Here is a 25,540-nt window from a genome sequence, read left to right on the forward strand (position 1 = left end):
GGCACACAAGGCCGGAATGGCCCCGGCGCGTTTTCAGGTCGATTGTAGCCGTGAACGACCTCCCTGAAGGTCTGTAGACGCCCGCGCGTGAATACCGCTTTTCGCCCACTGCGGACCCTCCAGGTCCGCTTCCCGGCGATGAGCCGATGTCCGCATTCGACCCAAAGCGCGGAATTTAGCCATTGTCGGTCCGCGAGGGTTTGGAACGCGACGTCACTAGACGAAAAGGGTGCCGCTGACTGGTACGGGTGGGATAGGTACTCTGAGCAACCGCGCGATTCTCGCTTTCACCTGAGCCTCTGTGAACGGCTTTGTTAGATAGTCACGGGCTCCAAGGCTAACAGCCCTGCGTACGTCGCTGGCAACATGGCGGGCGGTCAGCACGAGGACCGGAAGCCGTATGGCTCTACCTTGAAGCGACCGTAGGACACCAAACCCGTCGAGTCCGGGCATGCTGATGTCAAGGACCATACCATCGGGGCGGAATGAAGAGATGCGCTCAAGAGCTTCATGTCCATCGCGAGCGACCCTCGTCTCAAACCCCGCCGCTTCAATCTGATCTCGTAATAGATCGCGAATACCTGCGTCATCGTCTGTTATGAGTATCCGCGCCTTAGTTCGCATGAGACGCGATCTCTTGGCGGTCCGCGAAGGCTGTTGCTCGCGCGACAGCACCAATCAACGAAGCCGGCTCGACTGGCTTGGAAACAAGGTCTTCGAAACCTTCGGCCCTCAGTTGGGTTCTGGTCACTGTGCTATCGTCAGCAGTAAAGGCCAGAACCGGCGTCGCGTCGTTGGGCCCTTGGGTCGAACGAATCTGACGAAGCGCACTTCGGCCATCAAGCACCGGCATTTGCAGGTCCATCAAGATTACGTCGTAAGGCAGCGCAGCAGCCATCCTGACGGCTTCGTCCCCATCGGATGCCTCAGATACTTCGGCCCCCACGCCAGCCAGGAAGAGGCGCGCGAGTTCCCGGTTCGTTGCATGGTCGTCAACGACCAGAACCCGCACCCCTCCGTAGGTGACCGCATCCGGTCCCTCTTGAAGCGCCGAGGTGTCGGGCAGGGTCGCGCACTGGGCAGGAATTTCGAACCAGAAGGTACTCCCAACGCCGACCTCGCTGGACATACCGATACGCCCCCCCATGGCTTCCGCCAGGCCTTTGCAGATCGCGAGCCCAAGCCCGGTGCCACTCTGCGCCCGCGTCATTGAACCGTCGATCTGGGAAAAGCGCTTAAAGAGGCGCCCTTGTTGATCGGCAGAAATACCAGCGCCTGTGTCGCTGACTTCGATGCGAAGCAGGTCCTCGGATGCTGCATAGCTTGCCCGCAGGGTGACTGCGCCCGCTGCGGTGAATTTGACCGCATTGCTGACGAGATTCAGCAGGATTTGCCTGATCCGGTCGGGATCGACAGCAAGTACAAGATCCTCGAGCCCATGACGGGTATCAAGGATCAGACCGAGATCCTTGGCGCCGGCCTGGGGTCCGAACAGTTCGAGGGTCGAGGTAGCAAGCTTGTGGATCGAAACGGGTTGAAGCTGAATCGAGACCTGGCCCGCCTCAAGCTTCGAAAAGTCCAGGATATCGTTGACCGTGCACAGCAGCGCCTTGCCCGCATTTTCGATTCGCTCGATAAACCTGCGGGAAAGGTCACCCAGTTCTGGCTGGTCGATAGCCAGCCCGGTGAACCCAATGATGCTCGTCAGTGGCGTTCTCAGTTCGTGGCTCATATTGGCCAGGAAATCAGCCTTGACGGCCGTTGCAGCATCGGCTGCGTCGCGGGCCTCAATGAGAGCCTGCTCAAGCTCCTTGGTCTGGGTGATATCTCTGACGACATCCTGGAACTCAACGGGCCGTCCGCTGGCGTCCCGTAGGATAGTTGGATGGGCTTCGAGCCATACGAGTGATCCGTCCTTGCGAATGCCTCGATACGGAATTCGGGGTGCGGGGGTTCCGGGTTCGCTCCGTGCATAAGCCGCGAAAGCGCTCTGCACCCTCGCCATATCTTCGGGATGGATGAACTCGTCGAACGCTCGTCCCACGAGCTCCTCTGCCCGGTAGCCCATCGGGTCCTGTATGGCAGGCGACAGATATTTGAACACGCCGTCGATCGAATAGATCGCGATGATGTCAGTCGCATTGTCGGCCAATAGCCGGTAACGCGCTTCGCTGTCCCTGACGGCCTGCTCGGCTTTTTCGCTCTCAGTCACATCCTGGAAAACGCCAAAAAGGGCAGCATTCGCCCCGTCGGGTCCGCGTTCGACACGGCATCTGGACACGACGATCCGCTCCTCGCCGTCCGGTCGAAGCAATCTCAGTTTAAGTTCACCGGCTTCGCCGGTCTCGAGAGCCGTCTCGCACCAGTCTCGGACAGCCTGTTGGTCGTCCGGATGATAAAAGCTGATGGCATGATCCAGACTCGGATCGAAAGTCTCCGGCGTTACGCCGTAGATCCGATAGACCTGCTCTGACCAGCGAACGTGGCCGGTGACCACATCCAGCTTCCAAGAGCCGATCCCGGCCAGATCCTCAGCGAGGTTAAGGGTGTGGACCAATTCCTGTTGCGCGCGCTCGGCTGCTTTCGCAGCCGTAATGTCTCTAACGCAGTCATGATATTCCGTGATCTGCCCAAGCTCATCCCGGATCGCGCGAGGCGTCGCCTCGAGCCAGACCAATGCTCCGTCCGCTTTCCTTGCTCGGTATTCATAGCGCGGGGAAGCGGCGCCTGGGACTTCTGCAGCATGTGCGACCAGGATTTGCCGAATGCGGTGAATTTCGTCCTGCGCAATAAAAGCAGAGCAATCTGATCCCAGCATATCCTCGGGCTCGCGCCCAAGTATGGTCCGAACGGCTGGGGAAACATACAGAAAGCGCCCTTTGGTGTCGAAGCGAGCCACGATATCGGTCGACGTCTCGCTTAACATCCTGAAGGATGCCTCAGTAGTGCGCAATTTTTCTTCTGTATTTACTGTATCGGTAACGTCCTGGAAGATCCCGAAAAGAGCAAGGGTTCTGCCATCTTCGTCCTGCTCAGTACGCGCCCGGGCCATGACACGCCGCTCCCCCAGTGCAGTATTCGTCAGCCTCAGTTCCAGATTATAACCTTGGCCCGTCTGGATCGCGCGCTCTACGCAGGCCGCGAGAATTTCTCGGTCATCTGGATTGTAGGCCTCCAACACGTCAGAATAGGTTGGGTCAAATGTCTCCCTGTCTTGGCCGTGGATGCGGTAAACTTCGTCGGACCACTCAATTTCCCCGCTACTTACCTCGAACCGCCAGCGCCCGAGACCCGCTAGGTCTTCCGCCATTTCCAGCATAGCCGTGTGTTTTGCCTGCTGTCTTAAAAGGCGGGCGGTATCGATTTCTTGTCCCACAAGTCGCGCCAGAACCCTGAGGCTATCCATCTGTGCGGCGCTTGGCGCCGGACGCGGCACTGTATCGATCACACAGACGGCCCCGTCTTGAGCTCCGTCGGCAGTTGTGATGACCGCTCCGGCGTAAAACCGAATGCCATCCTCCAGGACAAGGCGGTTGTCTCGGAAACGAGCGTCGACGGAAGCATCCTCAACGACGAGCGTTGAGCCTTCAGGTGTGCCAATCATATGGGCGCAAAAGGATTCTTCTCTCGTCGTCTGATCGGCACCGTACCCATGGTTGGATCGAAACCATTGCCGGCCTTCTTCGACTGCCGTGATTAGGGCAACAGGAGTGTCAAAAAGAGCGGCCGCCAGTTCTGTCAAACGGTCGAATGAGCCGAATTTGTCCAACGAGCCACTCCGAGATTGAAGCTTAAGGTTAACTGCCGCACCAGAACAAACCGTTACCCAAGACAGTTAAGGAGCGCGGTGATCCCGCAGTTGCTAGCGTGTGGAAGGGTCTTTTCGGGCCGGGATCGAATGGCGGCTTTCCATCTCTGGAGGCCCCCTTCAGCGCAGGAGTGAATTCGGGAGTTTCTGACACGTAGTCGGATGCTGCCATCTGTCCGGCCTATGGTGCGGCGGCGAACCGTCGCTGGCCTGTATGGGAGTTCGCGGATCCGGTCCAAATCACCCAAAGCGTGCTCGAGGCACGGTGGAAAGCCCTGGTTTTCCTGATCCCGTCTCGCCGACTGTTGCGCCATACGCTCCTTCGCTCATCCTACGCTTCGACGTCTCGCGTTGGTGCTGGCTAGGCCGGCACGCCCGGAGCTCGGTAGACATCGCCTTTGGCCCATAACGCCGAGACGATGCGGGCGTTCTTGTTGGCCAGGGCGACGATGACCAGCATCTTCGGCTTTCGCGCCAGCAATCTGGTCGAGCCATGACCCTGCCGGCGCGCCTCGGATGGAGGCCTGTTCGATGACGGCGCTGGCCCCGATGGTCAGGAGCCGTCGCAGTGTTCGCCCGCCCGCCTTGGTGATCGCGCCGAGCTTCAGTTGGCCGCCGGTCGATCGCTGTCTCGGCGTGAGGCCCAGCCGGGCAGCGAAGTGGCGACCGCTCTTGAAGGCTTCGTGAGAGGGAGCGAGTGCGATTAGGGCTGTCGCCGGGATTGGGCCGATCCCCAGGGATGATATTCAGGTCACGTGCGACCGGATCGTGCCGGGCGCGAGAAGCGATCTCCGCGTCCAGCACGGCGATCTGCTGGTCGAGTGTTCGCAGGGTCGAGACCAGAACCATTAGAATGGCCCGTGCGGCGAGAGGGAGCGCTTCTGCCGGGTCCTCCACGCGCGCGATCAGCCGATCGACATGGCGCACGCCCTTGGGACGACCCAGCAATACTCCGCCATAGCTTCGAATCGGAAAACCGATTGGTCCCCTTCTCGTATTTCTGAATCTGCTGAAAGGTCAGTCCAAGCGCCTTGGCGAGGTGGGTTTGGTTGAAGCCCCGGCTCTTTCGTAGGTCCGCAACCTGTCTGCCGACATGCACGTCAACCTCGTGAGGGCTAAGTTCGCCAACCGTTCTGGGCATCCGAAGTCCAGTCCTCAGAGCCGGTGCAATCAATCAATGCAATCATTGCAACGGTGATGCCACAAAAGCTTCCAATCATAGCAAAAATGGGATTAATGCCCATAGTCGCCCCTGAATGGAGAAACCCTATGGTTGATGACACCTTCGATGCATCGTCGGATTCGTTTGATGGGACCGTAGAACTTGTCTCCGCTTTTGTGAGCAACACGAACAACCGGCTCACTGCCGAAGAACTCCAATCGCTGATTCGCGATACGTTCGCGACGCTCTCAAGCCTTAGCCACGGTGGCCCCGCAGAAGCTGCCGAAGAGCCTGAGACCTATTCGAAGTCAAAGGCTGAAATTCGAAAATCCATTGGTCCAGACAGCCTGATCAGCTTCGAGGATGGGAAAGGGTATCAGAGCCTGAAGCGGCACCTTTCGGGACGCGGCCTGACGCCTGAAGGCTATCGCGCCAAATATGGTCTGCCGCAGGACTATCCGATGGTGCATCCGGCCTACAGCGCCCGTCGCTCGGAACTGGCGAAGTCGATTGGCCTAGGATCGAAAGGCCGTCAGGCGAAGGCGGCGTCACCAAAGGCGCCCGCTAGGAAGCCCAGAACGCCAAAAGCCCCTGCCGAATGAGATGATCAGCCCCGCTCCGGCGGGGTTTTTCATGTCCGGCGTTCACCGTATCGGCTGACGATCCGGCAACCGCATTCGATCACTCTACGGCCACGGCACGGGTTCGGCGGAACAGAGGAAGACGACCGAGTTGGATTGCTCCGCTACCCCCGCTCCTTCGCCTTTGTGAACGCCACCTTAGGGAAGCGATCCATTACATAGCCGGGTTCCCACGACGGCCCTTGGCGCACTCGAACCCGCCGTGCCGTGTCGAAGACTGGCGCTTAGGCAAGGCGGACGCCAACGTCTGCTTTTGAGCTGAAAGCTTTTGTCCGCTTCCCACCCGTTGCCGACGTTGGAAGCGTCCGCTTTCGGCGCTTGAGCCCGTTAGCTAGCCAGCCATTGCGACGGCTGCCGAATAGTTCTCAACGTCAGGCCGAAAATCAGACATTGACCGCCAGGCCTGAGAGCAGCCCTTCGGAACCGCCGCCTGGAGTGGAAAAAGGAAGTCGGGTGAAGACCGGCCTCCGCTCTCGACCTTGGCCGAAGCTGAGAGGGATGCCCCGGACCAGCTCTGCCTCGAAGGCCCGCCGACGACGACTCGTCAAGCTGACTTGGCGCGCTGGCACTCGCTGAGCACCTTCGCTAAAAAATCCGCATGACGAAGAAAGTTGACCAGTTCGAGGGGGACCTAGGCGAGGCTCCTGTCGAGGAGTTGCTCCGCCGCGAGCGAGACCGCATGCGGAGCGTTCTGGAGGGGATGGGCGAAGCGTTCGTGCTTCTCGGGCACGACTTTGCGGTAATCGACATCAACGCTGCGGGGCTGGCCCTAGAGACGCGAGGACGTGACGAGATCGTCAATCGCAGTCATTGGGACGTCTGGCCGAACACGAAGGGTTCCATCCTAGGCAAGCTCTATGAGCACGCGATCTCCACCGGGGAGCCGGTGTCCCTTGAACACTCCTATGAGTGGGACGACGGGCGCGAACACTGGATCGACATGCGCGCCTACCCGGTCCCGGACGGGCTGGCGATCTTCTACCGCGACATCACAGACCGAAAGCGCGCCGAGCAGGAGCTTGTAGCGCTGAACGAGAAGTTCGCGTCGGACGCGGCGGCACAGGCCGCCATCCTGGGGCAACTGACCGAAGGCGTGATCGTCACCGACACGGAAGGGCGGATCACCTTCGTCAACGAGGCCGCCGAGCGTCTGCACGGCGTCAAGCTGCTCGGCGTTGAGCCTGACGACTATACGGACGCCTATCGTCTGCTGACTGAGACCGGGGAACCCTACCCGGTTCAAGAACTGCCTCTCGCACGTGCAGTCCTGAACAGCGAAACCGTGCTTGACGCTCGCTGGCGCATCGCCCGGGAGGGTGGAGACGAGGTGCTTGCCATCGGGTCGGCTACGCCATTCAAAGATCCTCAGGGAAAGGCGCTGGGGGCGATCCTGACGCTCCGCGACGACACTGATCGCCACCTGGCTGAAAATGCGCTGGCGTCTACATCGAAGCGGCTGGACGCCATTCTCAACAACACGCGCATGGCCGTCTTCCTGATGGATGATCGCCAGCAGTGCGTCTATGCGAACACCGCCGCAGAGAAGCTGACCGGCTATAGCTTCGCCCAGATGCAGGGGCGTCCGCTGCATGATGTGGTCCACCACAAGAAACCGGACGGTTCTCACTACCCGCTTGAGGACTGCCCCATCGACCGGGCGTTCCCAGAAAGAGCCCAGATGAGCGGGGAGGAGTTGTTCGTCGCGCCAGACGGCTCCTTCTACCCTGTCGCCTTCACCGCCAGTCCCCTGCTCGACGATGAGGGCGAACCTGTCGGGACGGTCATCGAAGCGCGGAACATCGCCGAAGAGAATGCGCGCGATGCGGCTCTTCGGGAGCTTACCGAACGGCTTGAACAGCGTGTCGCCGAAGAAGTCGCCGAGCGCGCGAAAGCTGAGGAGAAGCTTCAGCAGTCACAGAAGATGGAGGCGGTGGGACAACTCACCGGCGGCATCGCTCACGACTTCAACAACATGCTGGCCGTGGTTATCGGCTCGCTCGACATCTTGGGACGCCGTCTCGGTGACACGGACCCTCGTCTGACGCGATACCTGGAAGCCGCCCAGGAAGGCGCGAGGCGAGCGACCGCCCTGACGTCGCGCCTGTTGGCCTTCTCACGCCAGCAGACGCTGCGACCGAAGCCGCTGGACGCGAACAGGCTTATTTCGGGCATGACCGAGCTGCTCCGGCACGCTCTTGGGGCGTCGGTGAAGCTGGAGACGGTCGTAGCGGGCGGGTTGTGGCGCGTTCACGCCGATGAGAGCCAGGTCGAGAACGCGATCTTGAACCTCGCCATCAACGCGCGTGATGCCATGCCGAACGGTGGACTTCTCACCATCGAAACACAAAACGCCTATCTGGACGAGCGTTACGTCACGGCGCACCCCGGACTTCACGCCGGGCAATATGTGATGATCGCTGTGACCGACACCGGCGCGGGTATGCCGCCCGACGTGGTCGCCAAAGCCTTCGATCCGTTCTTCACGACCAAGGATGTCGGAAAGGGCACCGGCCTCGGGCTTTCTCAGGTCTACGGCTTCGTGAAGCAGTCCGGCGGGCATGTCGCGATCTACAGCGAGCCAGGAGATGGCACGACGATCAAGCTCTACCTGCCACGGTTCTCTGGGACTGAAGCGGGCGATGATGAAAGGACGCCCGGTTTAGCCGCGATCAAGGGCTTCTCGGGCGAACTCGTTTTAGTCGTTGAAGACGAACCCGCTGTCCGTTCCTTCAGCGTCGATGCGCTGCTGGAGCTAGGCTACACCGTCATCGACGCCGGAAGCGCCGCCGAGGCGCTCACTTTGCTGGACGACCATCCGGACGTGGTGTTGCTGTTCACCGATGTCGTGATGCCTAACCAGAATGGGCGCAAGCTCGCGGAGGAGGTGCGCCGTCGCCGTCCGGGCCTGCCGGTTCTGTTCACGACAGGCTATTCGCGCAACGCCATCGTCCACAATGGCGTGCTCGATCCCGGCGTCCAGATGATCGGCAAACCATTCACGGTCGCCGAACTCGGGCAGCGCGTGCGGGAAGTGCTGGACGCAGCGGAGCGGGAGAGTTTGGGGTAATCGCACGCTCGGTGGCGACGCCGCTTGCACTCTCTCTCAGCGCGCGGTCCGGGACGTGTGGAATTATGGCTATGGGTCGAGGCCGTCCTGGGCAACGGCCACAGAGGTGACCTCTAGGCGCAGAAATCGCTATCAATCCTGTCGCCACGGGACTGACCACAAACTAGGCGGGGTGGGACAAAGTGTCTGATCCACAGTGATTGATGCGACGAGGACGAAGCCGAGGACGCTGTCGGCGGTCTTGTCGTATCGCGAGGCCAGTCGTCGGCTGTGTTTGAGCTTTGAGAAGCATCGCTCGACGAGGTTTCTCAGGCTGTAGATGTGGCCGTCGATGACGGGCTGCACCTTGCGGTTCCGCTTGGCCGGGATGACGGCGGCGACGCCTCGAGCCGCCAGGTCGGCGAGGATGAAGTCGGCGTCGTATCCCTTGTCGGCGAGCGGGACGCGAGGCGCAGGCCCGGGCTCGTTCATGACGGGGCCGTAGCCTTTCATATCCGAGACCTGACCGCCGCTCAGCGTGACCGCGACAGGGAGGCCCAGAGCGTTGCTGCGGAGATGGATCTTGGTCGAGAAGCCACCACGCGAGCGGCCAAGACCCTGGTCCTGATCCCCTTTTTTAGCGCGCCGGCGGCGTGCTGATGGGCGCGGATGATGGTGGAATCGATCATCTGGACGCTGGCGTGACCTTCGCCGGTCTCGGTCAGCGCCTCCAGCATGACGTCCCAGGTCCCCGCCTGTGTCCAGCGCCGGAACTGGCGATAGACCGAGTTCCATGTCCCGAAATGGCTGTGCAGGTCACGCCATGCAGTCCCCGTCCGGGCGATCCAAAATGCCCCGTCCAGCACCAGCCGATGATCGCGAGGACGCCGCCCTCGCCTTGGCCCCGTCTCGACCACGAACGGCTCGAAGAACGCCCACTCCGCATCCGACATCAAACCACGAACCAAGGCTGCTCTCCGCAAAGAACAGCCTTGAATCAGCGATCAGGCGATTTGGGAATCCTCTTTGTCCACACGGCCTAGACTCTCGCTAAGGCCGACGATTGGGCCACTATCGGCCGAGAAGCCAATGACCGCGACCTAAAGCGGACGCTAGCCGCGCGCTGAAACAGGTCCGACCTTGCGGGTCCGACGAGGGGGCGTTGCTGAGACCGTTGTCGACCTAGACCGAAGGCAGATCGAAAATGGCCGTGGCGAGGTCGTTGATCGTCGTCTGCGACATGTCGGTATTGTTCAGGACCACTACCGACCGACGATCCGACAGTCGGTAGGTGAGAAGGGATTTGTAGCCTCCCACGGATCCGGTCTCCCAAGCGACAGGTCCAGCGGCGCCCACGCGCACCCTGCCGCCCAGCGCGTAGCCTTCGTCCGCGTATCGCACGTCCAGGAGGTCTGACTTGGATTGCCGTGACAAGTGCGGCCCGCTCAGCAGCCGGTCCGCGAATGTCAGCAGGTCAGCTGCGCTGGCATAGAAGGTCCCTGAGGCGGCCCCGTAGCCATAGCAGGTGCTCATATCCAACCCCGCAGCGGCGGTCCGCCCGTCGAAGGCGGGGACCAGGCTGGGAACCGCCTCGAACCCCCGATCAGCAATACCCGTGTTTCGCAGGCCCATCGGTTGGAACAGCAGGCTCTGCGCCAGATCCTCGAAGCTTGCGCCGGTCTGGGCTTCAATCACAGCGCGAACGATTACCCAGTTCATGAAAGCGTAGTCGAAGTTCGAACCGGGGACGAACATGGTCTCCGCCGGTGCCCAACGGCTGACGATCTCGCCCGCGGAAGCCGTTGATGTCCGCAGATCGGCGTCAGCCTTGGCCGCAGGCATTAGGAGATCGGGAAGCCCGCTCGTGTTGGACAATAGATGCGCCAAGGTCACGGTTGCTCCGCTGCTCGCAGGGAAGCCGGGAAGAAGCGTGGATAGCGGCGTGTCCAGGCGCATCAAGCGGCTGTTCACGGCGTTCGATCGGCTGGGCGCCGAGCGCAGGAGCGGGGCCGAGGGTTCGGGTCTGGGGCTCGCGCTCTCGCGCGGGCTGGCTCGGGCCCAGGGCGGCGATGTCCTTTATCGACCGCGAACCGATCGGTCCGGCGCGGTCTTCATCCTGGACCTGATCGATGCACCATCTAACACCGGAGACGCCGAATGAGGATCGTGCCTGATGACGCCGCGCTGAAGGCCGCGCGGATCCTGGCCGTGGATGACGAGGCGGCCAACCTCAGCCTGGTGGACCGCGCCTTTCGAAGAGAGGGGTTCGGCGACGTCGCCACTTTTCTGGACGCTCGCGACGCCCTCGCCGACTTCGCCGCGACGCCGCCGGATCTCGTGCTGCTGGACCTGATGATGCCGGGATTCGATGGCTACGAACTTCTGGAGAGCTTTCGCCGTCTGACGCCGGAGACGGACTATCTCCCAATCCTGGTGCTGACGGCGGATTCGACCATGAACGCCCGGCTCCGTGCGCTGTCGCTCGGCGCCAACGATGTGCTTCTGAAACCCTATGACGTGGCGGAGCTTCTGATGCGCAGTTGGGTGGTGCTGGACACCCGACGCAGGTTCGGAGTTACCCGCGGCCTCTAGAACGCCGACGGTTTGCAGTTCCTGCGCTGCCATCCGGTCACCTCCCCAGAACCGGGCAGGTGCCCGGCAGTGTCGCTGACAGGCATGTGTGGGCACGGTTTTAAACCCCTTGGCGACAAGTCTGGCATTGGGGCGCCGTTTGTGTGGAGAATGGGTGCCGGTCCTGAAGGCGGAGCCGACGCGGCGCCACGTGGCACGGCTGGAACGGCTGGCCAATCATAAGCGTGCGTTATGATACGAATAGACCTTTCTGATTTGTCTTATGACGCACGCCGAGTACTGTCCTCAAGCGGCCCGGGCCCCTCTGACGATCATGGTGATCGTGATGTCGGACCGCATCGGGTGCGCTCGATGACGTGGGTCCGGCGAAACATCAACACGACGACCGGCTCATCCTCGAGTGCTCTCCGACAGACAGGAGAGGCATAATGTCGATGGTTCTATCGCGCCGGCTCAAGGCGTTGGAGGCTCTGGCCAAGCTGATGCTTGCCAAGGTCGGGCCCGAGTCTCAGCCTAGGGCGAGCTGGGTCAGCCCCAGTGGTTCAAGGCGCACGACCGCCAAGGTGTCTCGGCTCGGCCTGATAGCCGGCCTGGTACGCCGCCTCCGCAAGCGCTGAGACCATTCACCGCCACGAGCGGCGAGCCCAAATACCCTCATCCCATTGCAAGTCCGGCTGCCCTGTCGGCCAGCCAGGAGTCCCTCATCATCACCATGACCACGCCCACCCGCAAACGCGCTCCGGTCGATCACACCGATGTTTTCAGCGCCGGCGACGTCGAACAGATGGACGCGGTCGTCGCCGCCTGCTCCATGGTCGCCCAAGCCGACGGCTGGGTCACGCCCGACGAACGTCGGCGCATGATCGAGCGTATGCGGACCTCCCCCACCATCGCCTTCTTCGGCCCCGATGAAGTCACGATCCTGTTCGAGGCCCTCAACCTGCGCTTTGATCGCGATCCGGACGATGGGGAAGCGACGGCGGAGGTCGCTATCCGGAGGCTCCGTGGCCATCCCCGCGCGGCCCGGGCCTTGGTGGAGACGGCCTGTTCGGTCGCCGAGGCCGACGGCGGCTTCGACGGGGAAGAGCGGGCCGTGATCCTCCGGCTATGCGCCTTGCTGGATCTGGACCCCGCAAAGTTCGATCTGGAGGCGCCGCGCCCGGCCCGGGTGAGTGGTCCATGAGAGCGGGAGCCGTTAGCGGCGCGCCGATGCTAGCACTCTGGGCCGCCCAACTCGCCCAGACGACTCAGCGCGTAGCCGCGCACACGAGCAGCCCGACCGAACAGCCCGTCCAGGCACCCGGCGCGATCCGCGGCGACGTCTCGCTGCGCCGACCCAGTCGGCATACGTTCGACATCCGCGTCTGAAGCTGATTCACTCCCGAGTCTGCAGAAATGAGCCCGGTGCTGTCAGCCCAACGCTAACTCGTCGTCGCTAGGTGGAGTCAGGGCGGGGGACGCGAGCTCTATGCGGCGAGCGTCTGCCACTGAGCTAGGGCAGCTGAGCCTTGGGCCTTGTATGTCTCTCTGCTGATGAGGTGGCGGTCTTAACTGAAGTGGTTGCGGAGGCGGCGTGGACTGAGCTGAACTTCTGTAGCGTCTTCTATCTGGCGGAATCTCACCATGGCCCGGGAGCTGTCAAAATAGCAGACCGCGTTGGACGAGCGGGCCCTGGTGCGACACTAGGTGCACCGTTTCCAGCCGGCGATCAGCTTGGGCTGACAGAGCCCCGTCGGCTAGGGCGTGAAGCATAACGATGATACTGAGGTGCCCATGGAAGGGGAACGGGCACAAGATATCAGCAAGACCCAAATGCAGCCCTTCGCCGGGCTCGCGGCGCAGTATTTCGCCCCCCTGGTTCGGTTTTTCAGACGTCGCGGATATTCGGCCGATGCCGCCGAGGACGGCGCCCAGGAGGTATTCGTGAGGATGCTTGGGCTGGAAGATCACGCCCGCATCGAAAATCCCGATGCTTATTTGTTTCGTGTGGCCAGTACTGTCGTGACGGACCGGGCTCGTCGCGACGGCGTGCGGCACGTGTCGCGACACGAAAGTGCCGACGATCTTTCGATTGCCGGTGAGGAACCCTCGCCAGAGCGCGTCTTGTCCGACAGGCAGCAACTGGAACGCCTGCGCGTCGTCCTGGACGAAATGCCGGCGCGTCGCAGGGAGATACTGATGCTCAGTCGAATGGACGGTCTGAGCTACAGCCAATTGGCTGCTCGCTATGGAGTGACGGTGAGTGCGATCGAGAAACAGATGATGAAGGCGATCGCCCACATGCATCGCCGCATGGGGGAGGAATGACGATGCAAGACCGTCTCCGCCTGATCACGACGCCTGAGATCGCCGAAACGCCGCGCGATGCCGCGGGGTGGGTGGCCCGCATCTTGTCCGACCAGCACACGCCGGAGGATGTCGCCGCATTCGAGCGGTGGTCGTTGGACCACCCGGAAGGCCGCGCGGACTATGAGCGAATGGCGGATCTGACCGCGATGCTGTCGGGGGCGGCCGGGGATCCCCAGGCGCGGGCTTTGCTGCGCAGCAGTCGGCCGGCACAGGTACTCGGGCGGCGCAGCGCTACCGCGGCCTTCGTGGCATTGGCCGCCAGCGTATTCGCCGCATTCATCACCCCGACTCTGTTGGACCGCCCGGCTGTTTATGAGACCCGCGTGGGCGAGACGCGGCGCGTGCAACTGAAGGACGGATCGGTGATCACGCTGAACGTGGGCTCGCGGCTGCGGGTCCGGATGCAAGAGAGCGAAAGATTGTTGTGGCTCGACCACGGCGAGGCCCGGTTCGAGGTGGCCCACGACGCATCGAGGCCCTTCCGCGTCTTCTCAGACAATCGTGAAGTTCGCGCGCTGGGGACTGTGTTCGACGTCCGTCGCACGGATGGCAACTTCAGGGTTGTCCTGGAAACCGGGTCCGTGGGGCTCTTCCCGGCCGATGGCCCTCGCCTTCGTCCTGTCGCCGAGACCGGGCAGCCCGTGACGGTTCTGGCCCCCGGGCAGATGGCCGAGGCTTTGGCCGACGGCGCGGCGCTGGACGTTGAGGCTGCTGATCTCGCCGTCACAGGAGCCTGGCGGGATCACCGGCTGGTGCTGGATGACCGACCCCTCGGCGAGGCGGTGGCGGAGATCAATCGCTACAACGCGCGCGTGCTCGTGGTGGACGATCCGGTTCTGGCTGCCATGCCGATCAGTGGCGTGTTCCGCACCGATGAGCCCGATGCCTTTGCCCAGGCCGTTGTTATGATCCTGCCGGCCCGGGTCGCGGCGCGCGATGGAGAAATGGTCAGGCTGGAACGCCGTCCTCAAGGCTGAATCGCTGGTCCGAGACGAATTCGCCATCGGCCCGTCACATTTTCTTCGGGCAGGGGGGTGAGCGCCAAGCGTCACCTTGCGTCGAACAGGGTGAGAGCGCCCGGGGGCGCGCGATCTTTATCCGGGGGATGACCAATGATTCGATCCGACACGCACGGCCTGAAGCTCGCCCTTATGCTCGGCGTCGCTATGGCCACACTGGTGACGACCGCAGGCGCCGCGCACGCGGCCAGGGCCCAGGAAACTGCGCGGGCCATCACGGTGCCGGCAGGCGCCCTTGACGATGCGCTCCGCCGCTTTGCACTGGTCACCGGTCGCGATGTCCTGTTCTCCAGCCAGGCCACGTCCGGCCTGCGCAGCGGCGGCGTGTCGGGAGCCACGACCCAAGGCCAGGCCCTGGACGCCATCCTCGAGGGCAGCGGCCTAGGATGGTCGCAAACCACGTCGGGAGCCTATGCGATTTCCATGAGCGGTGCCGCGGACCAGCCCGACACGTCTCAACTGGATACCGTCACCGTGACGGGCTCACGCATCCGCGGCCTTCCAACCGACGGACCGGTCCAGGCCCGCACCATCACCGCCCAGGACATCCGCGAATCCGGCGCGACACAGATCATCGACGTCCTGCGTGATCTGCCCGCCACCTCGGGCGGGTCCGGGACCTTCTCAACCTCGACCTCGGGTCCGCTCTCGTCCAACACGCCGGTCGGGGCCGCCGGTGTCTCGCTGCGCGGGCTGGGGACCAGCGCGACCTTGACGCTGATCAACAGTCGCCGGGCCTCCATCTCTTCGTTCGCGCGGGGCCAGGAGTCCTTCATCGACGCCAACTCCATACCGCTGGCGGCCATCGAGCGGGTGGATGTGCTGCCCAACGGCGCCTCGGCGCTTTACGGCGCTGATGCCGTCGCCGGTGTCGTCAACTACATTCTCAAGGACGATTTTGAGGGGGCCGAGGTGTCGGTCTCCTATGGCGACTCGACCGCCGGCACCGACGAAGGACGGGTGGATGTCAGCGCTGTAGCCGGGACGACCATCGGCAATCAGTCCTTCATGATTGTGGCGAACTGGTATCGTCGCAACGCATTCTACGATCGCGACCGCAGCTATACGGCCGACAGCTTCCGTCCCAGCCAGCAGGGCTTCTATCCCAGCTTCAACGACCTGTTCGCCATGTTGAACGACCAGACCGAGTCGCCTGCGAACGGTGGCTGCCCGGCATCGGATTTCCGCACGGGCAACCTGGGTGAGTATTGCCAGGTCGACACCAACGACTTCACCGCCACCGACGAGCAGTTCGAAAGCCGGGGCGCGTTGTTCACCCACAAGGCCCGGCTGGGAAACAACACCGAGTGGTTCAACGAGCTTCTTTACCAAGAGTCCGATTCCAGCGGAACGGGCTCGCCCTCCAACTTCTCGCGGGCGCCGATCGACCCTGAAAACCCGAACTTCCCGGCCAGTTTCCGCGAGGATCTGCGCCGGGAGGCGCGCTTCTCTAACTTCTCCAGCTTCAACCGTTTTCCTATCTTCGCCTGGGGCAAGCTGCTGGAGCCCCGCGCCGTCGAGGTCGAGAGCCAGAGCCTGCGCTTCGTCTCCGGTCTGAACCACCAGTTCGAGAACGGCTGGACGGTCGAGGGGGCGCTGACACTGGGCGGCAACGACCGCACGCAGACCGGCACGTCCGGCCTGGTCCGATCCGCGGCCTTCTATGACGCCAATCTCGGCAACATCTGTACGGACGGCAGCCGGGTTCGGCGCTGGACCGTCGATCTGACGCGCCCCTCGGCCCGCTATGTCGGCAACACCTGCGAGGCCGCGGGCAAGACGACCCTCTGGTACAATCCCTTCAACGGTCAGCGGAACCAGGCGGTGGGCCTCGAGGGCATTCTGGAGACGACGGCGAAACGCGAAGGCGAGTCGCGTCTGTGGGCCCTTGACGTGTCGGGCGACGGCGATCTGTTCACCCTGAACGGCCGCACCATCAAGGCCGCCTTCGGCGCCGAGTACAGGCATGAAGAACTCTCCGACACGCCCTCGGGCGAGGCGGTCGCCACCTCCACCAATCCCGAGCCGATCCTGGGCTTCAGCTCCACCTCAGCCTTTGGCGAGCGCGACCAGTGGGCCGTATTCGGCGAGCTCTATGTGCCGCTGACCGACACGCTGGAAGTCCAGTTGGCGGGCCGCTTCGACGACTACGATGACTTCGGATCGGACTTCAATCCGAAGGTGGCCGTGCGCTGGCAACCGCTCGGGCCTCTGATCCTGCGCGGCAACTGGTCCACGTCGTTCCGTGCGCCTTCGCTGGCGCAAAGCGGTGCAGGCGTGCTGTTGTCCAGCTACCGCGTCAACTGTCGCATCACGCCCGGAGCCTGCAATGGCTCGACGACAGCCACCGGCCAGGCGTTGCTGTCGGAAGACGTCGGCAATCCCGAACTGGAAGCCGAGAATGCCGAGACCTACGGCTTCGGGGGTGTGGTCAAGCCGACCGACGACATCGCCATCGGCCTGGATTACTGGGACATCCGTCACGAGAGCCTGGTCGGTCTGGACCGCGACGACTTCATACGCCGTGCCCTGGCCGGCGAGTTCCCCGTGGTGGGCCAGGGCCTTCTGCCCACCGGCACGCCGGGGCTGGAGCGGTCGGCGACCGGCTTTGTCACCGATGCCCATTTCCGATTGTCGAACCTGGGTTTCCAGCACACGCGTGGCGTGGACTTCACCTACACCCAGCATATCGACGACATGGCCTGGGGTGACTTTACCGCCCTGGTCGACGCCAGCTATCTGATCGCCTTCGACCGTCAGGCCTCGGTCGGCTCAGCCGTCATAGACGAGGCGGGAGAGTACCAGTATCCGCAGCTGGTCGCGACGGCCAAGCTGCGCTGGCGGAACGGCGACTGGCGAGCCAGCGGACAGGTCAACTACACCTCCGATTACCGCGACGATCCCGACCCCCGGACCTTGACCGCGGTCGGCCTTCCGACGACGGCCATCGTCAACGTCGATGCCTGGACCACGGTGGACGTGAGCCTCAGCCGCGATTTTGGTGCGAGCACCTACGTCCAGCTGAACATCCGAAACCTTTTCGACCAGGATGCACCGCGGGTTCTGGGCAGCGGGGCGAACGTGGATCATATCAACCACGACACCCTGGGTCGCTTCATCACCGTCAAGGCGACCCGGCGGTTCTGAGGCGTGGGCGGGGAGGCTGATCGCCGTCCCGCCGGTCCTGACCCTGTACTCTCATGATAGTTCCCGATCCCGATCCCATCGTGCCGCCCAAGGCGCAGGGGCCCGACACCCTCCTGATTCTCCTCGCCGTCGCCATTCTGGCATTCGCCGCGAGTTGGCTGGCCCCCAAGGGCGTGTTCGAGCTGGCGGGTGTCGTCGGCGCGGGGGGCCGTCCCGCGATCGATCCAACCTCGTTCCACATCGTTCCGTCTTCGGAGGGGGGCGGGGCGCCGTTCTTCGGGTCGGGGGGAGAGGTCGGGTTTCTGAACTTCCTTTTCGAAGGTCTGGTGAGCGGCGACCGCAACGCCGCGACCGTCGGGCTGATGGCCTTCTTGCTGATCGTCGGTGGCTCGTTCGGTGTGGTCATGCAGACGGGAGCAGTCGAACGCGGCCTGCGAATCCTGATGGCGTGGGGAGGGACCGGGGGCGGCTGGTTGATCCCGCTGCTGTTCGCAATCTTTGCTCTGGGTGGGGCCGTCTTCGGCATGGGCGAGGAGGCGATCGTCTTTGTGCTGATCCTGTCGCCGGCTCTGATCCGGGCGGGCTACGACAGCCTTACGGCCGTGCTCGTGACCTATGTCGCCACCCAGGTCGGGTTCGCCACCTCCTGGATGAACCCCTTCGGTCTGGTCATCGCGCAGGGGATCGCCGGTGTCCCTATCCTGTCTGGGATGGCGCTGAGGCTTGTGATGTTTGCGGCCTTCACCGGGCTGGCGGCACTGGCGACCTGGCGCTACGCCCAGCAAATCAAGGCGCGGCCCGAACGGTCGCTGACCCATCGGGTCGACGCGGCGGTCCGCGCGCGATCCGCCGATACGGTGATCGAAGTCCGCGCACTGGGGATCGGTGACATCGCGATCCTCGTCCTGCTGGCGGCAACGATCGGGTGGATCGCCTGGGGCGTCGTCGCCGAGGGGTATTACCTGGCTGAGATCGCCGGTCAGTTCTTTGCCCTGGGCCTGGCGGCTGGAATTCTGGCCTTGGCGTTTCGCCTTCCCGATGTCGATGCCAACGGCCTGGCCGGTGCCTTCCGTGAGGGGGCCGTGCAGATGGCTCCGGCGGTGATCGTGGTGGCCATCGCCAAGGGCGTGGTCCTGCTTCTGGGCGGCGACGATCCGACCCGACCGAGCGTGCTGAACACCCTGCTCGACCTGGTCGGAGGCTGGGCGTCGCATCTGCCGGACTGGGGGGCTGCCCTCAGTATGCTGGGCCTGCAGAGCGTGCTGAATCTGTTTATCGCGTCCGGTTCGGGACAGGCGGCGCTGACAATGCCTCTGATGGCCCCGCTTGCCGACCTGACGGGTGTCACACGTCAGACTTCAGTACTGGCCTTTCAGCTCGGCGATGGCCTGACCAACATTGTCTGCCCTGCTTCGGCGGCCCTCATGGGATCGTTGGCGGCGGCGCGCATCGACTGGGCGACCTGGCTCAGGTTCATCTGGAAGCCGACCCTGGCGCTGCTGGCTCTGGCCGTGGCCTTCGTTGTTGTCGCCACGCTGACGGGATATCGCTGATGACCCGTCCCGGGCATGTCCTCAACGTGGTTCTCGGAGGTCTTTTCAGCCTGCTTATTGCGGCCCCCTCCGCTGCCGAGCCAGGACGACTGGTGATCGTCGGCGGCGCGCTCGATGCTAGGAATGCCGAGATCTGGGGGGCCTTTGTGGACGGGCTGCCCCACCCGGCGACCGACCGTGTCGCCATCGTCGCGGCAGCATCGGGCGAGCCTGTAGCGTCTTTTGAGTCGGCCCGCGCGGCGCTGGCGCTCCACGGCGTTTCCCCTGACCGGGTCGTCCTCGTTCGTGCCGCCCTCATCGATGATCCAGCCACGACCGATGACGAGAGTCTTTGGGCGAATGGAGGCGACGATCCGGCGATGGTCGCGATCGTCGAGGGGGCGGGCGGGATCTGGTTTACGGGTGGTGATCAGGCAAGGACCGCGCGGGTGCTGTTCGATGCGGCAGGATCGTCGACCCCGCTCCTGATCGCGCTACATCGCCGCCTTGCCGAGGGCGCGGTCATCGGTGGCTCCAGCGCAGGAGCCGCCGTCCAGAGCGCCACCATGATCCTGCGCGGAGACGGCCTGATCGCTCTGACCCGGCCGATGAAATCCCCCGGCACCGACGCGGAAATGGAAGATGGCCGACTGATCCTGGGCACGGGTGCTGGGTTCTTCACCGACGGGATCATCGATCAGCATTTTGACCGACAGGCTCGACTGGGCCGATTGTCCAGGGCGGTGACCGAAAGTCCGGGGGATCGGTTCGGCTATGGTATCGACGAGAACACGGCGTTGGTCGTCGATACGGCCACTCATACTGCGACCGTCAGGGGTGTCGGGACCGTGACGATGATCGACGACGCTCAGGCGTCTCGCGCTGAAGGCCCCGACTTCGCGGTCACAGGCCTGCGCCTGTCCATCGCGGCATCCGGCGACCGGATCGACCTGGCCAGCGGTGACGTTACCCCCGCCGCCGGTCGTCACGGCAGCCCCATGGCCGATCTGGCTCCCCCCTCGGGCGACGGCGCCGGTGTTGGCCCCGCCTATCCGGCGCGGCCATTGGTCGATCTGCTGGATCAGGCCCTGATCGAAACGAACGCAAGCGCCCTTGACCGGATCAGCCTCGGGGACGCCGGTGCAGCTGTCCGTTTTCGCTTCGAGGAGACCGACCGCACCTCGGCGATGAGCGGTCGTGGCTCTGAGCCCGGCGCGGGGTTGACCCTGCGCGATCTGCGTTTTTCGATCATACCTGTGGCCGTTACGGTGCAGGATATCCGGCCATGAGCGCACCCTGGTCGCTGGTGATCCACGGCGGTGCGGGCGTTCAGGCCGGCCGCTCCTATCTCCAAGCCGAAGCCTGTATGTCCGAGCTCGTCGGGCGGGGCGCCGGTGATCTCGCCGCTGGAGCTCCGGCGCTCGACGTGGTTCAGGCGATGGTCGCGGCGCTGGAGGCCTCCGGCCTGTTCGTCGCCGGCCGGGGGTCCGCTCCCAATGCGCTCGGCGATGTCGAGTTGGACGCCTCGATCATGGATGGATCGGACGGACGCGCCGGCGCGGTATCGGCGATCCGTGGCTTTGCCAGCCCGGTCGTTGTGGCGCGACGGATCATGGATGGGTCTCCCCATGTGATGCTGACCGGAACCGGGGCCGAGTTGTTCGCCAGGGAGCAGGGTTGCGAGCCGATCGTCGATCTCGCGACATGGCTGACGCGACCTGACGGGTTCGATCCTGCAGACTTGGACGAGGGTCACGGCACCGTTGGTGCGGTTGCCCTGGATCAAAAGGGCCGCCTGGCCGCCGCCACCTCGACCGGCGGAATCTATGGCAAGCGGCCCGGCCGGGTGGGCGACACCCCCCTGATCGGCGCGGGCACATGGGCCGACGACCGCGTGGCGGTATCCTGCACCGGCCTGGGAGAAGCGTTCATCCGCGCGGCTGCTGCTCACGATCTGTCTGCCCGTATGCGTTATGGCGGTGCACAACTCGCCGAGGCGGCCGCGCAGGTGTTGGAGTCGGTCGCGCGGTTGGGTGGCGACGGCGGGCTGATTGCCGTCGATCGCGAGGGCAACATCGCAAGGCCCTTCGATACGGATGGGATGAAATGCGCTTGGCGGACGAGCGCCGGCTCACAGGGCGTGGAATCCTGGCGGGCCTGAAGGTGTCGCCAAGTTTTTGTCAGTCTGCGAACTGGAGGTGCGGTTTCGCGGAATGGCGCTTAGGCGCAAGGTCGGCTTCTAGCACCGACTCCAAGGACTGCTTTCGACCCAAAACGGGCTCTCGCGACGACGCACTACCGGCATCAACGGAAGCCATCGGAACGTTGAGCTACCCCGTTGCCTTAAGCGTCTGAAGATCATCCATCGGGTGATTGAGATCGGCCGCGGCTAGCAAAAGGGACAGTGCACAAGGCCAATAGGGTCAGAATCGCGATCAAGGCCCACGCTTCGTTGATGGCGCGAACCAGCGCCAGTTTCTCCACCAGAGGGGTCAGCGTCTGAATCATCGCCGGATCAATCGGTTGCCCAATCCGGGCTACGAACAGGGCGACCGGGATGCCGAGGGCCTCGGCAGTCGGCACGTCGCCGGCCTGCAGCCGCGCAACGATCTCGCGCCCAAGCACCGGGGCCCGGCCGTAAATCACCGTATCGATCAGTGCAAGGCCGATCGCCCCGCCTAGGTTGCGCATGAGGTTGAACAGGCCGCTGGCGTCCGGCACTTCTGAAGCCGGGAGATGGCCAAGGGCGAGACGGGTCGGCGGCAGCAGACACAGCATGATGGCCACGCCGCGCAAAATCTGGGGCCACAACATCTCGTCGAAATCGGTGGCGGAAGTCTGGAATGCGCTAAGCCCCAGCCCAATCGCGAACAGCGCAAAGCCCATCGCTGTCATCAGCCGCGCGTCTATGCGCCGCTCCATGACCACGGCAACAGGTGCGGTGGCTAGCTGAGCAAGTCCCGTGACCAGCATGATCGATCCGATCGCCAGCGGCCCGTGACCTCGCACGAACGCAAGGAACACCGGCATCAGATAGACGGATCCGAACAGGCCGATGCCCAGTACGAAACTCAGCACACAGCCAATCGCGAAGCTGCGGTTCGACAATGTCCTCAGCTGCACCACCGGCTGGACGGCCACGAGGCTCCGGCGCACGAAGGCTACGCCGGAGGCAAGCGTTACCGCGGCCAGTCCAATCACCAGCGGCGAGGCCCAGCCGCGCTGCGGGGCCTCCTTCAGCGCGATCTCCAGCGCCGCGAGGGCCAAGGCCATCAGAATCAGCGACACCAGATCCAGCCGCCGGACCGCGCCCGGGTTCGGGCGGTCGCGGGGCAGCAGCCAGACGGCCAGAAAGGCGCAGATGACCCCGGGGCCCAGATTGATCAGGAACAGCCAGTGCCAAGAATAGGTCTCGGTGATCCAGCCGCCGACGATCGGCCCGACCGTCGGCGCCAACACCGCCAGCACGCCCGCGATCGTGGTCGCGACGCCCTGGCGGTTCTCGGGAAACAGCAGGAAGACTGCGGCGAACACCCCCGGGATCAGGGTCCCGCCAGAAAAGCCCTGCACCACCCGCCAGAAGATCAGGGTGTTGAAATCCTGGCTGAGCGCGCAACCCAACGAGGCCAGGCTGAACACACAGATCGCGGCCACGAACAGCCAGCGCATAGTGAAGGCGCGGGTGAGGAACCCGGTCAGCGGGATCGCTATGACCTCCGCAATCAGATAGGCCGTCTGGACCCAGCTCATTTGGTCCGGGGCGACGCCGATCGCGGCCTGGATTGTCGGCAGGGAAGTGGCCACGACCTGAATGTCCAGGATGGCCATGAACATGCCCACGCACATGACGATGAAACCCGTCCACAGTCGGATGGCGTTCTGTGCGGGTGCGGGCGGGAGGCTGGCCGACATCGAGATTTCCCAGGCAACCGAACGAAGATGGCATGCGGTTCGCAGGCCCCGGCCCCTGCGCGATAAGGTCACGCTCGACGGCCTATGGGAACTGCGACACGGCGATGTTGTTTGTGAAAGTCACCGCCCGGTGTCGACTTCCAGCCGGAGGCCGGTGCGGCGGTCGGAGTCGCCAATGACCGCGCCCGTCGCCCTGCTGTCCATCGGGACCGCCGACGCCCCTCACGACATGCCACAGACCGAGGTTGCCGCGGTGGCCCGGCAGCTTTTCCAGGACCGATTTCCGCAGTTCGACCGGATGGCCAAGGTTTTCGACACTGCAGGCATCCGGCATCGGCAGTCGGTCATGCCGATCGACTGGTACATGACGCCGCGGACCTGGCCCGAGCGGACCGAGGCATATGTAGCCGGGGCTGTAGACCTGTTCCGCCGGGCGGCCGCCAGTGCGCTGGAGAATGCTGGGCTGACCGGTCCTGATGTCGACATCATCATCACCGTCTCGTCCACTGGTATCGCGACCCCCAGCCTCGAGGCCCGTGCCATGGCGCATCTGGGGTTCCGTCCGGACGCTGCGCGCATCCCGCTCTTCGGTCTCGGCTGCGCCGGGGGCGCGACCGGGCTGGCGATCGCCAGCCGGATGGCCCGGGCCACCCCGGGGGCCGTCGTCCTGCTGGTCGCGGTCGAGGTCTGCACCCTGTCGTTCCGCATGGAAGGCCTGACCAAGGCCGACATCGTCGCCACCGCCTTGTTCGGCGATGGCGCGGCGGCCTGCGTCCTGCGCTGCGGCGAGGGCGGTTTCGCCCATGTCCAGGCCACTGCGGAGCACACCTGGCCCGATACGCTGGACATCATGGGCTGGCGGGTCGAGTCTGACGGTCTCGGCGTCATCTTCGCCCGCGCCATCCCGCCCTTCGCCCGCGAACATCTCCGGCCCGCCATGGACTTCATGCTCGCCAGCCACGGAGACCGGGTCGAGGCCGTCGACCGTTTCATCTGCCATCCCGGGGGTATGAAGGTGATTGACGCCATGGAGGCTGCCCTTTCCATGGATCAGGGCGCGCTGGACCATGAGCGGACCGTCCTTGCCGACCATGGCAACATGTCCGCGCCCACGGTCCTTTATGTTCTCGACCGCGCCCGCCACGCCGGCCTTCCGCAGCGCTCGGTCGTCACTGCTCTCGGACCCGGCTTCACGGCCAGCACAGTGACGCTGAGCCGCGCCGCATGATCACTTCGATCGTCATCCTCGCGCTCGTCACGGCCCAGCGGCTGGGCGAACTGGTTCTCGCACGAAGGAACACCGCCCGCCTGATAGCGCACGGCGGTGTGGAAACCGGAGCCGCCCACTATCCCGTGATCGTGGCACTGCATGCGGCCTGGCTTATCGGCCTCTTTGTTCTGGCATGGGATCGACCTGTGAACTGGATCTGGATGGGACTTTTTGTTGTGCTCCAGCTTGGCCGAGTCTGGGTCATCGCCTCGCTGGGCGCGCGCTGGACGACACGGATCATAACAGTGCCAGGCGAGACCCTGGTGCGGCGCGGCCCCTACCGGTTCGTTTCGCACCCAAACTACATCGTCGTGGCGGCCGAAATCGCGGTCTTGCCTCTCGCCTTTGGCCTGAACGCATTTGCGGCAATCTTCTCGCTTCTCAATGCGGCCATCCTCGCGATCCGAATCCGAGCCGAGGCCGAAGCATTGCGAAGAGCATCAAAGGTAGCTTGAGCCCGAAAGCAATGGTGCGGTCGACCGCGACGCATTCGAACTGACGGTGCCGTTTCGCGAAATGGCGCTTAGGCGCAGAGTGGGGGAGGGGAATGTCTGCTTTCGGCCTGGAAGCTTTTGACCGCTTCCAACCCATAGCGGACCCTTGGTCCAGGTCACGAGGGACAAACCGCGTCGGGGAACATGGCATGGCGTCGGCAGTTCTATGTGTCCCTTCAACAAAGGACACTCCTCAATGCACACCGGCAATGATCGCGCCATCAAGGCCCTCAACGATCTTATCGAGACGACGCTGGATAGCGTGAATGGCTATCGTCATGCCGCCGAAGGCGTCAGCAATCCGGAACTGAAAACCCTGTTCACAGAGCGCGCCGGCAAGCGTGAAGAACTCAGCCGTCGGCTCCAGGCCGAAGTTCGCACCTTTGGTGGCGAACCAGAGGATGACCAGTCTCTGTTGGGTCGCATACACAACAAGTTCGCGGAGATCAGAGGCGAACTCATGGGCCGTGATGACAGCGGGGTGATCGACGAGGTCGAGCGTGGCGAGGACGTGATCAAGGCGCGGTTTGAAGACGCGACCAAGGACGCCGATCTTCCCGACACGCTC

19 protein-coding genes and 2 pseudogenes are annotated in these 25,540 nt (G+C 63.7%); 14 read left to right on the top strand and 7 right to left on the bottom strand.

Going from position 1 to position 25,540, the window contains the following annotated elements; translation table 11 throughout:
• Positions 1–216: 216 nt before the first annotated feature.
• The 4 genes and pseudogenes from RMO01_RS04165 to RMO01_RS18070 all read right to left on the bottom strand — a co-directional run bounded on the left by RMO01_RS04165 (position 217) and on the right by RMO01_RS18070 (position 4,949).
• Entirely contained in the window at positions 217–624 is a 408-nt protein-coding gene (locus RMO01_RS04165) for a response regulator (protein WP_309627786.1), read from the bottom strand.
• Positions 614–3,769, bottom strand: a complete 3,156-nt coding sequence (locus RMO01_RS04170) for a PAS domain-containing protein (protein ID WP_309627787.1) — start codon at positions 3,767–3,769, stop codon at positions 614–616. The genes RMO01_RS04165 and RMO01_RS04170 overlap by 11 nt, the downstream gene beginning before the upstream one ends.
• A gap of 623 nt (positions 3,770–4,392) precedes the next feature.
• Positions 4,393–4,554, bottom strand: a pseudogene (locus tag RMO01_RS18065) (transposase); the annotation flags it as partial.
• A gap of 5 nt (positions 4,555–4,559) precedes the next feature.
• The gene (locus RMO01_RS18070; RefSeq protein ID WP_409013042.1) at positions 4,560–4,949 is read right to left on the bottom strand and encodes a helix-turn-helix domain-containing protein; all 390 of its coding nucleotides are present in this window, start codon (positions 4,947–4,949) and stop codon (positions 4,560–4,562) included.
• Positions 4,950–5,077: 128 nt separating this feature from the next.
• On the opposite strand from RMO01_RS18070, the gene RMO01_RS04175 reads away from it, so the two are divergent.
• Positions 5,078–5,572, top strand: coding sequence for a MucR family transcriptional regulator (locus tag RMO01_RS04175; RefSeq protein ID WP_309627788.1), 495 nt, complete (start codon positions 5,078–5,080; stop codon positions 5,570–5,572).
• Between the two features lie 637 nt (positions 5,573–6,209).
• Positions 6,210–8,678, top strand: coding sequence for a PAS domain-containing protein (locus RMO01_RS04180; RefSeq protein WP_309627789.1), 2,469 nt, complete (start codon positions 6,210–6,212; stop codon positions 8,676–8,678).
• A 132-nt stretch (positions 8,679–8,810) separates the two neighbouring features.
• Here the strand turns inward: RMO01_RS04180 and RMO01_RS04185 are convergent.
• Both RMO01_RS04185 and RMO01_RS04195 read right to left on the bottom strand, forming a co-directional pair.
• Positions 8,811–9,610: pseudogene (locus RMO01_RS04185) on the bottom strand (IS5 family transposase).
• 229 nt (positions 9,611–9,839) lie between these two features.
• Positions 9,840–10,613 carry a serine hydrolase domain-containing protein gene (locus RMO01_RS04195; RefSeq protein ID WP_309627790.1) on the bottom strand — a complete coding sequence of 258 codons (774 nt, stop codon included), beginning with the start codon at positions 10,611–10,613 and terminating at the stop codon, positions 9,840–9,842.
• Here RMO01_RS04195 and RMO01_RS04200 point away from each other — a divergent pair.
• The 9 genes from RMO01_RS04200 to RMO01_RS04240 all read left to right on the top strand — a co-directional run bounded on the left by RMO01_RS04200 (position 10,600) and on the right by RMO01_RS04240 (position 21,457).
• Positions 10,600–10,818 carry an ATP-binding protein gene (locus RMO01_RS04200; RefSeq protein WP_309627791.1) on the top strand — a complete coding sequence of 73 codons (219 nt, stop codon included), beginning with the start codon at positions 10,600–10,602 and terminating at the stop codon, positions 10,816–10,818. The genes RMO01_RS04195 and RMO01_RS04200 overlap by 14 nt on opposite strands.
• A complete protein-coding gene (locus RMO01_RS04205; RefSeq protein WP_309627792.1) occupies positions 10,815–11,249 on the top strand; it encodes a response regulator in 435 nt (144 codons plus the stop codon). The genes RMO01_RS04200 and RMO01_RS04205 overlap by 4 nt, the downstream gene beginning before the upstream one ends.
• Before the next feature lie 712 nt (positions 11,250–11,961).
• Positions 11,962–12,432 (top strand): TerB family tellurite resistance protein, encoded by a 471-nt coding sequence (locus RMO01_RS04210; protein ID WP_309627793.1) that lies wholly within the window; start codon positions 11,962–11,964, stop codon positions 12,430–12,432.
• A 590-nt stretch (positions 12,433–13,022) separates the two neighbouring features.
• Positions 13,023–13,556, top strand: coding sequence for a sigma-70 family RNA polymerase sigma factor (locus RMO01_RS04215; protein WP_309627794.1), 534 nt, complete (start codon positions 13,023–13,025; stop codon positions 13,554–13,556).
• A gap of 2 nt (positions 13,557–13,558) precedes the next feature.
• Positions 13,559–14,575, top strand: coding sequence for a FecR domain-containing protein (locus RMO01_RS04220; protein WP_309627795.1), 1,017 nt, complete (start codon positions 13,559–13,561; stop codon positions 14,573–14,575).
• Between the two features lie 135 nt (positions 14,576–14,710).
• Positions 14,711–17,764 (top strand): TonB-dependent receptor, encoded by a 3,054-nt coding sequence (locus RMO01_RS04225; protein WP_309627796.1) that lies wholly within the window; start codon positions 14,711–14,713, stop codon positions 17,762–17,764.
• A 53-nt stretch (positions 17,765–17,817) separates the two neighbouring features.
• The gene (gene yfcC / locus RMO01_RS04230; protein WP_309627797.1) at positions 17,818–19,317 is read left to right on the top strand and encodes a putative basic amino acid antiporter YfcC; all 1,500 of its coding nucleotides are present in this window, start codon (positions 17,818–17,820) and stop codon (positions 19,315–19,317) included.
• On the top strand, positions 19,317–20,585 hold the full coding sequence (locus tag RMO01_RS04235; RefSeq protein WP_309627798.1) for a cyanophycinase: 1,269 nt from the start codon (positions 19,317–19,319) through the stop codon (positions 20,583–20,585). The genes yfcC and RMO01_RS04235 overlap by 1 nt, the downstream gene beginning before the upstream one ends.
• Positions 20,582–21,457: an isoaspartyl peptidase/L-asparaginase gene (locus RMO01_RS04240; protein WP_309627799.1), complete on the top strand. Its 876-nt coding sequence runs from the start codon at positions 20,582–20,584 to the stop codon at positions 21,455–21,457. The genes RMO01_RS04235 and RMO01_RS04240 overlap by 4 nt, the downstream gene beginning before the upstream one ends.
• A gap of 197 nt (positions 21,458–21,654) precedes the next feature.
• On the opposite strand, the gene RMO01_RS04245 is transcribed toward RMO01_RS04240, so the two are convergent.
• Entirely contained in the window at positions 21,655–23,208 is a 1,554-nt protein-coding gene (locus RMO01_RS04245) for a DHA2 family efflux MFS transporter permease subunit (RefSeq protein WP_309627800.1), read from the bottom strand.
• Between the two features lie 175 nt (positions 23,209–23,383).
• Here RMO01_RS04245 and RMO01_RS04250 point away from each other — a divergent pair, with 175 nt between their 5' ends.
• The 3 genes from RMO01_RS04250 to RMO01_RS04260 form a co-directional block, all read left to right on the top strand.
• The gene (locus tag RMO01_RS04250; protein WP_309627801.1) at positions 23,384–24,436 is read left to right on the top strand and encodes a type III polyketide synthase; all 1,053 of its coding nucleotides are present in this window, start codon (positions 23,384–23,386) and stop codon (positions 24,434–24,436) included.
• Positions 24,433–24,933 carry an isoprenylcysteine carboxylmethyltransferase family protein gene (locus RMO01_RS04255; RefSeq protein ID WP_309627802.1) on the top strand — a complete coding sequence of 167 codons (501 nt, stop codon included), beginning with the start codon at positions 24,433–24,435 and terminating at the stop codon, positions 24,931–24,933. The genes RMO01_RS04250 and RMO01_RS04255 overlap by 4 nt, the downstream gene beginning before the upstream one ends.
• A 235-nt stretch (positions 24,934–25,168) precedes the next feature.
• Positions 25,169–25,540 (top strand): PA2169 family four-helix-bundle protein (locus tag RMO01_RS04260; RefSeq protein ID WP_309627803.1); only part of this gene is annotated, 372 nt, incomplete at its 3' end.

The sequence above is a fragment of the Brevundimonas sp. genome, assembly GCF_031412435.1.
GTDB lineage: Bacteria > Pseudomonadota > Alphaproteobacteria > Caulobacterales > Caulobacteraceae > Brevundimonas.